General features: G+C 73.1%; 5 protein-coding genes. 2 read left to right on the forward strand and 3 right to left on the reverse strand.

Features of this window, described 5'->3' with window-relative positions:
• Nucleotides 1–41: 41 nt before the first annotated feature.
• Genes AB0A74_RS21210 through AB0A74_RS21220 form a run of 3 tightly spaced genes read right to left on the reverse strand, consistent with a single transcriptional unit; the run spans nucleotide 42 to nucleotide 7,747 of the window.
• Entirely contained in the window at nucleotides 42–782 is a 741-nt protein-coding gene (locus tag AB0A74_RS21210) for a class I SAM-dependent methyltransferase (protein ID WP_358251761.1), read from the reverse strand.
• Nucleotides 783–821: 39 nt separating this feature from the next.
• A complete protein-coding gene (locus AB0A74_RS21215) occupies nucleotides 822–4,235 on the reverse strand; it encodes a DNA topoisomerase (ATP-hydrolyzing) (RefSeq protein WP_358251763.1) in 3,414 nt (1,137 codons plus the stop codon).
• A 17-nt stretch (nucleotides 4,236–4,252) separates the two neighbouring features.
• Complete coding sequence (locus AB0A74_RS21220; RefSeq protein ID WP_358251764.1) at nucleotides 4,253–7,747, reverse strand: ATP-binding protein; 3,495 nt, start codon at nucleotides 7,745–7,747, stop codon at nucleotides 4,253–4,255.
• A gap of 95 nt (nucleotides 7,748–7,842) precedes the next feature.
• Between AB0A74_RS21220 and AB0A74_RS21225 the strand changes: the two genes are divergently transcribed.
• Entirely contained in the window at nucleotides 7,843–8,256 is a 414-nt protein-coding gene (locus AB0A74_RS21225) for a hypothetical protein (RefSeq protein WP_358251766.1), read from the forward strand.
• Between the two features lie 167 nt (nucleotides 8,257–8,423).
• Nucleotides 8,424–10,697, forward strand: coding sequence for a hypothetical protein (locus AB0A74_RS21230; RefSeq protein WP_358251768.1), 2,274 nt, complete (start codon nucleotides 8,424–8,426; stop codon nucleotides 10,695–10,697).
• Nucleotides 10,698–10,701: the final 4 nt, after the last annotated feature.

A 10,701-nucleotide genomic window follows, 5' to 3' on the forward strand; every position in this document is an offset into this window, starting at 1 on the left:
CAGGTGAGGGTTCCCATGCTTACTGGAGATGGGAGTCGTTATCAAATAAGCGGATCGCGATGTGCCACGACGACGGCGCTGTCACCGCGCCGCCAGACGACCTCGACGTGCGCGAACCCGGCGCTTCCCAGGGCTTCGACGTGCCAGGCGGCGGGCGGGTAGAAGTCGGCGGACTCGCCGTCGGCGCGGTCGGCGGCGGCAGCGGCCAACGCGGGCTGCGCGAGCGCTTCCCGCCACCACGAGTGCCACGCCCCCATCGCCGCCGACCCGCCGGACCCGGACTCATCGGACCCGGACTCATCGGACGCCGACTCACCGGCGGCAGCAGCGGCGGGTTCGGGCATCCGGTCGGCGTTGGCGAACAGGCCGCCGGGAGCCAAGACCTCGTGGATCTCGGCGTACAGCGCCCGCAGCCGCTCCGGTCCGAAGTGGTGCAGCGCCGTCCCCGCCACCACCGAGTCGAAGCGCGGCAACCCGTCCGCCCAGCCCGGGCCGCTCAGGTCGCCACGCACCACCGGCACACCCAGCGCCACCCGCGCGATCTCCAGCAGCACCGGGTCGAAGTCGAGCAGCGTCACCCCGACCGGCGTCACCCCGACCGGCTGGACCCCGGTGAGGCGGGCGGCGATCGAGCCCGTCCCGCCCGCCAGGTCCAGCACCCGACCGCGCGCCCGCGCGGCCAGGACGTCGAACGCCTCCTCCCGCCACGGCAGGAAGGGCTGTTGCTGCGCGTCCCAGCCGCGCCGCAGCGCGACGGCGGTCGCCGGGTCCAGAGTCGTCATGCCGCCAGCGTAACGACTCCGATTTTCATTTTCTGGTCTTTAGCCGCGTTCGATCAGGTGCCCCACCACGTCCGGACCCGGGTGGGCGTGGCCCGACCCGTCGCGGCGCGGGTCCACCTCCGGCAGCTCGACCGGCGACCCGTTGTCCGCCGCGCCCGCCGGACGCGGCCCGACCCACGCCAGGACCAGCCCGTTCTCCCCCTTCAGGAACCGCTGCGACCGCACGCCGCCGGTCGCCCGGCCCTTCGCCGGGTACTCCCCGAACGGCGTCACCTTCACGCTCTGCCCGGTCGACGTGACGACCATCGGCGCGCCGTGCTCGTCGTCGTCGGTCCGCACCGCCCCGAAGAACAGCACCCGCTGGCCGGCCGCGAGGTTGATCCCGGCCATGCCACCGCCCTTGAGGCCCTGCGGACGCACCAGCGACGCGCTGTAGCGCAGCAGCGACGAGTCGGACGAGACGAACACCAGCGTCTCCTCCGCGCCGCCCAGCCACGTCGCGCCGACCACCTCGTCACCCTCCTTGAGGGTGATCACCTCGAACTCCTCCGACCGCACCGGCCACTCCGGCGCGCACACCTTCACCACGCCCTGCCGCGTGCCCAGCGCCAACCCCGGCGAGTCGGTGTCGTTCAGCGGCGCGATGCCCACGACCTTCTCGCCCTTGGCCAGGTCGAGCAGCTCGCTCGCCGCCATGCCGCCGCTCAACGACACCGTCCCGCTGGCCTCCGGCAGCACCGGCAGCGGCAGCACGTCGGTCTTCACCGCGCGACCCAGGTTGGTCACCAACAACACCTGGCCGCGCGCGGTGGTGTGCACGACCGCCGCGACGGCGTCGTGCTTGGTCCGGCCGTTGCGGCGACGCGCCTCGGACGCCTCCTCCGACTCCGCCGCCGTCCGCGCCACCAGCCCGGTCGCGGACAGGATCACCTGGCACGGGTCGTCGGCGACCTCCAGCGGCCCGGCGGGCTTGGACGCCGCCAGCACCTCCTTCAGGTCGCCGTCCAGCAGCGTCGTGCGGCGCTCGGCCGACAGGTCCTTGGCCACCTTCGCCAGCTCGGCCGACACGACCTTCTTCAGCTCGCGCTCGTCGTCGAGGATCCTGCTCAGCTCGGCGATCTCGCCGCGCAACCGGTCCTGCTCGGCCTCCAGCTCGATCGAGTCGTAGCGGGTGAGGCGGCGCAGCGGCGTGTCCAGGATGTAGCCGGCCTGCACCTCCGAGAGCTTGAACGTCTTCATCAGGCCTTCCTTGGCGGCCTGCGCGTTCTCGCTGCCCCGGATCAGCCTGATGACCTTGTCGATGTCCAGCAGCGCCTTGAGCAGGCCCTCGACCAGGTGCAGCCGGTCCTCGCGCTTGCGGCGGCGGTAGCGGGTCCGCCGGGTGACGACCTCGTAGCGGTGCTTGAGGAACACCTCCAGCAGCGCCTTGAGGCCCAGCGTCTGCGGCTGCCCGTCGACCAGCACCAGGTTGTTGATGCCGAAGGACTGCTCCATGGGCGTCAACCGGTAGAGGTCGGCCAGCAGCGCCTGCGGGTTCACGCCGACCTTGCACTCGATGACGACGCGGATGCCGTTCTCGCGGTCGGTGAGGTCCTTGACGTCGGCGATCCCGGTCAGCCGCTTGGACTTGGTCACCTCGTCGGTGATCTTCTCGATGATCTTCTCCGGCCCGACGCCGTAGGGCAGTTCGGTGACCGTGATCGCCTGCCGGCCGCGACTGCCCTCCAACGGCCCGGTCTCGACCTTGGCCCGCATCCGCACCACGCCGCGCCCGGTCTCGTAGGCCTTGCGCACCTCGTCCAGGCCGAGCAGCACGCCCCCGGTCGGCAGGTCCGGGCCGGGGACGAACTCCATGAGCTTGTCCAGGTCGGCGTCGGGGTGGTTGACCAGCCACCGCGCCGCCGCCACGACCTCGCCCAGGTTGTGCGGGATCATGTTCGTCGCCATGCCGACCGCGATGCCCGAGGTGCCGTTGACCAGCAGGTTCGGGAACGCGGCGGGCAGCACGGACGGCTCCTGGAGCGAACCGTCGTAGTTGGGCCGGAAGTCGACGGTCTCCTCGTCCAGCTCACCGACCAGCAGCATCGCGGCGGGCGACATCCGAGCCTCGGTGTAACGCGAGGCGGCCGGGCCGTCGTCCGGGCTGCCGAAGTTGCCGTGCCCGTCGATCAGCGGGGTGTTGAGGGAGAAGTCCTGGGCCAGGCGGACCATCGCGTCGTAGATCGCGGTGTCGCCGTGCGGGTGGTACTTGCCCATGCAGTTGTGCACGACCTGGCCGGCCACGACGAACGCGTGCTCGTCGGACTCGACCTGGATGTCGTAGGTGGTGTCCGGGGCGGCCGGCTCGACGGCCACCACCTCGCAGGTCGCGGTCAGCTCGACCGGGTCCTCGCCGCGGGCCGCGCGGATGACCTCCACCAGGTCGTCGTGGCGGGTCTTCGTCCAGCGCAGCAGGGCGGCGGCCAGCGCGGCGGCGGGCCGGCCGGACACCCACAGGCCCCGGTCCCGCTCGGCGCGCACACCCGCGTCGGCGAGCAGCGCGTAGACCTCGTCGCGGGTGTCGGCGAACCCGATCTCCCGGCCCTCGTGGACGTGGCCCGCGCCGTCGAACAGGCCCGCCAGGAACGGCGCCCAGTGCGCGCGTTCGGCGACCATGCCCGCCGGGACCACCCGGGTGGCCGCGAGCAGTTCCACGTCCGGGTCGAAGGTGAGGACGTGCAGGTCCACGCCGTCCGCGCCCTCGTACTTGTCCCGCTCCACCGTCATCTCGTGCGCGATGGCCCAGCCGTGCGCGGTGTCCAGCGGCGCGCACTCGGCCATCGTCAGCCGCACGCGGCCGTCCTCCACGACACCGCGCGCCGCGACCAGGCCCAGCACGTAGGCCTCGACGTCACCGCCGTCGGCGACCAGCGTGGCGTGCCGGGACGCGCCGAACGCGGTGGTCGCGCGACCGGCGAGGTCGCGGGCGGCGGTCCACTCGCCGTCGTCGGTGCGGAACCGCTGGCCGGGGGTGACCAGCATGGTGTCGCCGTTCGCCCACACGACCCGGACCAGCTCGGACACCGGGTTCTCGTAGACCTCGCCGACCCGCACCGGCCGCCCGGCCGGGTCCAGGACCAGGTCGCCGACCTCGATCTCCTCGATGGCCCGCAGGCCCGCGGGCGTCGAGACCAGCGCGCCGCGCACGAAGCAGTCGCCGACCACCCGCGAGGACTTCACGTACGGGCTGGTCGGGCGGTGGCCCTGCTCGTTCATCGAGAACAGGATGCGGCGGTGCACCGGCTTGAGGCCGTCCCGCGCGTCCGGCAGCGCCCGCGAGTGGATCACCGAGTACGCGTACTCCAGGTAGGAGTCCTCGATCTCGGTGGTCAGCGAGTTGTCGAACACCTGCGCGCCCGCGCGGTCGAACGCGGACGGATCGACCCGGGTCGTGGGGGTCTTGCGGCGTGCCACTGGTGACTTCTCCTGGCTCAGACGTCGATCGCGGACTGGTCGACCCGGGCGGCCGACTCGACGAGCCACGCCCGGCGCGGCTCCACCTTCTCGCCCATCAACAACTCCAACGCGGCCTCGGCGGCCTCCGCGTCGTGCAGCGTGATCCGGCGGACGGACCGGGTGGCGGGGTTCATCGTGGTCTCCCACAACTCGTCCGCGTCCATCTCGCCCAGGCCCTTGAACCGGGGCACCGGCTTGACCACCGTCTTGCCCGCCTTCTCCAGCCGCGCGACCTTCTGCTCCATCTCGCGCTGGGTGAAGGTGAAGTGGGTCTCGGCGTTGCGCCCCTTGGTCACGACCTTGTGCAGCGGCGGCATCGCGGCGTAGAGCCGGCCGTCCTCGATCACCGGCCGCATGTACTTGGCGAACAACGTGATCAGCAGGGTCCGGATGTGCGAGCCGTCCACGTCGGCGTCGGCCATCAGGATCACGCGGCCGTACCGCATGGCCCCGAGGTCGAACGTCCGCCCGGTGCCCGCGCCGAGCACCTGCACGATGGAGGCGATCTCGGCGTTGCGCAGGGTGTCGGCCAACGACGCCTTCTGCACGTTGAGGATCTTGCCCCGCAACGGCAACAGCGCCTGGTACTCCGACACCCGGGCCATGCGCGCGCTGTTGTGGACGAACACCCCGGCCGCCAACGCGAAGTTGTGGTAACCGTCCACGGTCAGGTCGTACACGTCGGCCGTCTCGACCAACGGCTCGACAGCGGCGACGGTGTGGTTCACCTGCGCCGCGGCTTCGCGCAGCCGCGCGAGGTCACCCTCGAAGGCGTCCAGGAGCCGGTCGAACCGCAGCCCGGTACGCGCGGTCGCCGACCGCTCCTGCTCGTAGGCCGCCGCGAGTTCGACGTCGGTGAGGGACAGGAACGGGCGCAGTCGCTTGAGGGCGGCGACCCGGCGACCGTCGACCTGCCGCTGGACCCGCTCGGCCTGCGGCACCGTCGCGACGTAACGGCGGCGACCCTCCTGCGCCGCGGCGAGGTGGCCGCTGTCCGGGTCGAGCATGCGGATCTTCATGCGCAGGGCGTGCCGCTCGCCGAACTCGGGGTTGTCCCGGTGCCAGGCGAGCACGGCTTCGCGCTGCCGGTCGCGCTCAGCCTGGTCGGCGAACCTGGCGGAGGTCGCCGCGGACCGCCAGGCCCGCAGGTCGGGGTCGTCCCACTGGGCGATGGCGCGCTCACGCCACTGCTCGCGGCGCGCGGGGTCGGCGAACAGGATCCGGACCCGTTCGGCGGCGTCGGCGCGGTGTGCCGGGTCGGCCCAGTAAGCAGCCTGGCGCTCCCGCATGCGCTCGGCGTAGGTGGCGCGCTCCTCGTCGTCCAGCGACCGGTACCAGTCCTGGAAACCCTGTTCGATCCGCTCCCGGAAGGCCGGGTCCGCGTTGCGCTCGGCGAGCCGGGTCAGGCACGCCCGGCGGAACTCCGGGTCCCGCCACTGCTTCGACAGCATCACCGACTTGAACTCCGTGCCGCCGGCGGCCAGCCACGCGCGGTAGCCCTCGTGGACGTGGTCGCCCATCATCGACGCGTGCAGGGCCGCGTGGTCCTCCCACGTCATGCGGCGCAGGTTGCGCGGGTCGTTGTTGCGCTTGTCCACGTCCACGTGGTGCCGGACGTTGCCGTTCTCGGCGCTGTCGAGGCCGTGACGCAGGTTGAACCCGTCGGCGAGGTAGTGGGTGTAGACCCACTCGGCGCGATCGTTCATCCAGACCTGCTCGTAGCCCTCGAGCTTGTCGCCGGAAGCCTTGGCCGACACCCTGCGGTACAGGGGCATCAGCGAGTCGCCCGGCTGGAGTTGGTCGGCGCGGCGGTAGGAACCGTCGCGCAGGCGGAACAGGTGGTCCGGGGTGCAGCGGACCGATTCGCCGTTGTCGAGCGTGACGCGGACCAAGGGCGCGTCACGCTTGGTAAGCCTCGGCTCGACCAGCGGTGCGACGACGACCCGGCCCGCGCTGTTGGTCGTGTAGCCGAAGTGCGTGACGCCGCGCGCCCAGTCGGCGGCCAACTCCGCGAAGGACAGGGAACGGCCGGACGCGAGGGCCACCAGCGTGTCACCGGTGAAGCAACCCAACGCGCTGTCGCCTTCCACGAGGAACAGCTCGCTGCGCGCGACGCCGGTCGTGCGGCAGTCCACGAGTTTCGCGGGCATCGCCGCGCCTTCCAGCGCGGTCTTGCGGCGGGCCGCGTCCTTCTGCTGCTTCTGGGTCAGGCGGACGCGGGAGGCGTCCACGACCTTCTGCAGGACGATCTTGGCTTCCGCCTTCGTGCGGCGGTCCTCGGTCCACGCCTTGACGTGCTTCTCCACAACACCCAGCACCACCTTGGTGATGCCGGCGGTGGACAGCTCGTCCTTGGTCTGGGAGGTGAACTGCGGTTCGGGGATGCGCACGTGGACGACGGCCGTCATGCCCTCCAGCACGTCGTCCAGGGTGGGCGGGTCCTCCTTGGGCTTGAGCAGGCCCCGGCTGCGGCCGATGGCCTCCTGGACCGCCTTGAGCACCGCCCGTTCGAAGCCGCGGCGGTGGGTGCCGCCGTGCACGTTGCGGATGGTGTTGGTGAAGCACTCCACCGTGCGCTCGTAGCCGGTGCCCCAGCGCAGCGCGATCTCGACCTCGGCGTGGCGCTCCACCTTGGACCGCATGACGCCGTTCTCGTCGGCCGCGTTCTCGTGGTAGACGCCCTCACCGGTGATCAGCAGCGTGCCCGACACCGGCTTGTCGCCCGAAGGGGCCAGGAAGTCCACCATGTCGGCCAGGCCGCCCGGGTAGTGGAATGTCTCCTCGTGGATCGCGCCCTCGGTGGCGTCGCGCAGCACGTAGGTCACGCCGGGCACCAGGAACGCGGTGTTGCGCAACTTCGCCCGCACGGCCTCGACGTCGAGCTTGGCGCCGTTCTCGAAGTAGCGGGCATCGTGCCAGTACCGGGTGGACGTGCCGGTCTTCTTGGTGCGGCCGGTGACGCGCAGGCCGGACTGGCGGGTGAACGCCGCCTTGGGCCCGGGGCCGTCGAACACGCCGGGGACGCCGTGCGCGAAGGACATCTCGTGGGTCTTGCCCTCGCGCCGCACCACCACGTCGTAGCGGTGGGACAGGGCGTTGACCGCGGACGCGCCCACGCCGTGCAGACCGCCCGAGGTCTTGTAGCCCGAGCCGCCGAACTTGCCGCCCGCGTGCAGGCGGGTCAGCACCAGTTCCACACCGGACAGGCCGGACTTGGCGTGGATGCCGGTGGGGATGCCGCGCCCGTCGTCGTCCACCTGGACGCTGCCGTCGGCGTGCAGGGTGACGACGATCCGGGTCGCGTGCCCGGCCACGCCCTCGTCGGTCGAGTTGTCGACCACCTCGGTGAACAGGTGGTTGATGCCCCGGCTGTCGGTGGAGCCGATGTACATGCCGGGCCGCTTGCGAACCGCTTCCAGACCTTCCAGGTGGGTCAGGTCGTCGGCCCCGTACAGGATCTCAGCGGTCACCGGGCTCCCCAGGTCGTGGCGTGCGTCGAGCGGTACACGGTAGAGGAGGGTAACTTCCGGCTCCGACAATTCCGCGCGCACACGACGGAGTCGCGATGCGGGGCTTGGTCCGGGCCTGGTCGGTGGCCTCGACGCTCAGCGGTGTGCCCTCCACGGTACACGCGCTGGTGACCGGCCGTGACGCGTTGGCCGCGACCCGTGCGGCGGGCGCGCTGCTGGGCCGGCCGACCGTGCCCCGGGGTGTCGCAGCCCACGTCGGGGTGTCCGCCTTCTGGACGGTCGTGCTCGCCGGCGTGGACGCCCGCCGACCACTGGGAGTGACCGGCGGGGCGGTCGCGGGCCTGGCGATCGCGGCCCTGGACCTGGGGGTGGTGCGGGTGCCGGCGGTCCGGGCGCTGCCGGCGGTGCCGCAGTGGCTGGACCACGTGGCGTTCGGGGCGCTGGTGGGCTGGTCCCTGGGGGTGTCGCGGCGACGCGGGTCCACTGTGGACCTGGGCCGGCAACCGTGAACGGACGCCGCCCCGCCGGACGGACCTGCGCGGACTGCACCGGGAGGAGCACGAACCCTGGTCCTCACCGGGGGTCACCCGCGTAGAGTGCGGGCGACCCGCGCAGTCGTGCCTGGAGGTGATCGGGCGCCTTGATGTTCCGACGTTCCGTGCCGAAGGAGCCTGTGGTGGCGACACCGGCCGAGCCCGCGGTGGTGGTCGAGCGCGAACCGGCGCCCGCGCCGGCCGCCGTCGCGCCCCAGTTCTCGGCCTCGTTCGCGGGGGCCACCCTGGTCGTCGGGCCGCCCCAGGGACCCGGCCAGGCGGCGACCGCGCTGGCCAGGAGCCTGCCGGTGGACCGCGGGCGGACCGTGGTGGTGATCGACTTCCCGCCCGGCGACGAGTCGGCGTTCTGGCCCGCGGTCGCGGCGGCGCTCAAGGGCCGCGGCCCGGTGCGCCTGATGACCTCGCACGCGGGCACGATGCGCCCGACCGCGCCCGCCCAGTGGCTGTGCGAGCAGTTGCAGGCCGAGGTGGTGGCGGCGGACGGCGCGGTGACCACCGTGCCGGGCGCGGCGTTCGTCGTGGGCAACGGCGGTTACGGGAGCTGGCTGCGGTTCCTGCCCGGCGGGTCCCCGATGCCGATGGGCCGGCGGTTCCCCGTGCCGCAGTGGGAGGCGGTGGACCCGAACTCCCCGTGGCCGACGGGCGAGGTGGGCGTCTCCGAGCCGATCCCGGCGGGGCTGTGGCTGCGGGCGCAGCGCACGCCGTTCGACCCGGCCGCGCCGGACGCGCGGGCCGTGGTGACCCTGCCGTGCCGGGACAACGTGCTGACCGTGGTCGTGGGCGGCCCCGGCCAGCCGCCGATCCCGGTGGAGGAGGTGTGCCGCCTGCTCGGCGGGCTGTCGTCGGCGGCGCGGTCGCGGGTGCGGCTGGTCTGGTACGGCGGCGAGCACCAGGGGCAGGCGGTGGCCGACCAGCTGGGCGAGCCGATCGCCCTGTACTCGGGGTTGCCGGTGGCGGCGCTGCGCAACGGCGCGGCGGTGGTGGCGGTGAACCCGCGCGGGCAGCAGACGTGGCGGCCGTACGTGACCGAGGTGTCCTACACGCCCGGCGGCGGGCCGTCGGTGTCCGGGTACCGGGTGCCGGTGCCGGGCCTGGTGGAGCGCGGCCCCGGGGTGTTCGACCTGGGCGGCGGCGTGGTGCTGGAGGTCGTGCCGTCGGGCCTGTGGGTGCGCGACGCGGAGGACAACGGGCCCGAGGTGCGGGCGCTGCCGGTGGACCCGGAGTGGGCGCGGCTGACCGTGGGGTCGCCGGGCAAGACGACGGCGGGCGCGGTGGCGGTGGCCGGGGCGTCGCTGGTGGAGCGGCTGGAGCCGGAGGTGCGGCGGCTGCTCAAGGTGGTCTTCTGCGACCCGACTCCCCCGCCCCAGCCGCCGATGGCCGAGCCGGCGCACGAGCCGGTGGAGGACGCCCACGAGGAGCCGTTCGGGCCGGAGCCGGTCGAGGAGCTGCTCGAACCGGTCGCGCAGGTCGAGCCGGTCCGGCCGGTGGTGCCGGTCGCGCCGGTGGTGCCGGAGCCGGTGGTGCCGCAGCCCGCCGCCCACGTCCCCTCGATGCCGCAGGTCTCCCCATCCCCGCAGGCCCCGCACGTCCCGCCGGCCCGGGAGCGCCTGGCCCCGGTCCACGTCGAGCCGGCCCAGGTCGAGGAGCCGCCGGCCGACGACCCGGTGCCGATAAGCCTCGACGGGCCGCTGCCGCACTCCCCCGCCCCGGTGTGGGGCGAGCGCGAGGGCGCGGAGTTCGTCCCGGCCGACCACCGCAGCACCGAGGCCGAGCGCGACGCCCTGCGCCGGATGCTGGGCGAGCGCTACGCGGAGCACGCGGCCGTGGCCTGCCGCCACATCGAGGTGCGCCCGGAGGACCCGGAGGCCTTCGAGGCCGTCGTGACGGACCTGGCGGCGGTCTCGGCGTGCCTGCAACAGGACGAGGAGATCCTGGTCGAGGCCCTGCGCACCGGCCGGCTGGGCAGGCTGTGGCCGTACGCGGCGGGCGTGGTGTCGGGGTTGCGGCGGCTGCCGGTCCACCAGGGCGTCACGGTGTGCTGGGGCGACTCGCGCCGCTACCGCACCGGTGACCTGCTGGTCGAGCACGGCCTGCTGAGCACGGTGGCGGGGCCGTCGGTGCCGTTCGACGGGCGCACGGAGTTCGTCATCTGGTCGGTGACCGGTCGGCGGGTGCAGGTGGTGGACTCGTTCGGCAGCGTCGTGCAGGAGCGGGTCGTGTTCCCGCCCGGGACGACGTTCAAGGTGCTGGCGGTGGCCGAGGCGGAGGAGTCCGCGCCCATGCAGGTGATGCTCCAGGAGGTCGCGGGCCGCCACCACGAGCTGCCGCCGGGCGTGCTGGGCAGCCTGGACCGGGCGGCGGTGGCCCTGCGCACCACCGCCCGCGCCCACGCGTAGCGGC

Source organism: Saccharothrix sp. NPDC042600 (assembly GCF_040647305.1).
In the GTDB taxonomy this organism is placed as follows: domain Bacteria; phylum Actinomycetota; class Actinomycetes; order Mycobacteriales; family Pseudonocardiaceae; genus Actinosynnema; species Actinosynnema mutabilis.

Excerpts from the sequence above, each read along its gene's own strand:
- AB0A74_RS21210 (WP_358251761.1), bottom strand. The coding sequence starts at position 782 with ATGACGACTCTGGACCCGGCGACCGCCGTCGCGCTGCGGCGCGGCTGG.
- AB0A74_RS21225 (WP_358251766.1), top strand. The coding sequence starts at position 7,843 with ATGCGGGGCTTGGTCCGGGCCTGGTCGGTGGCCTCGACGCTCAGCGGT.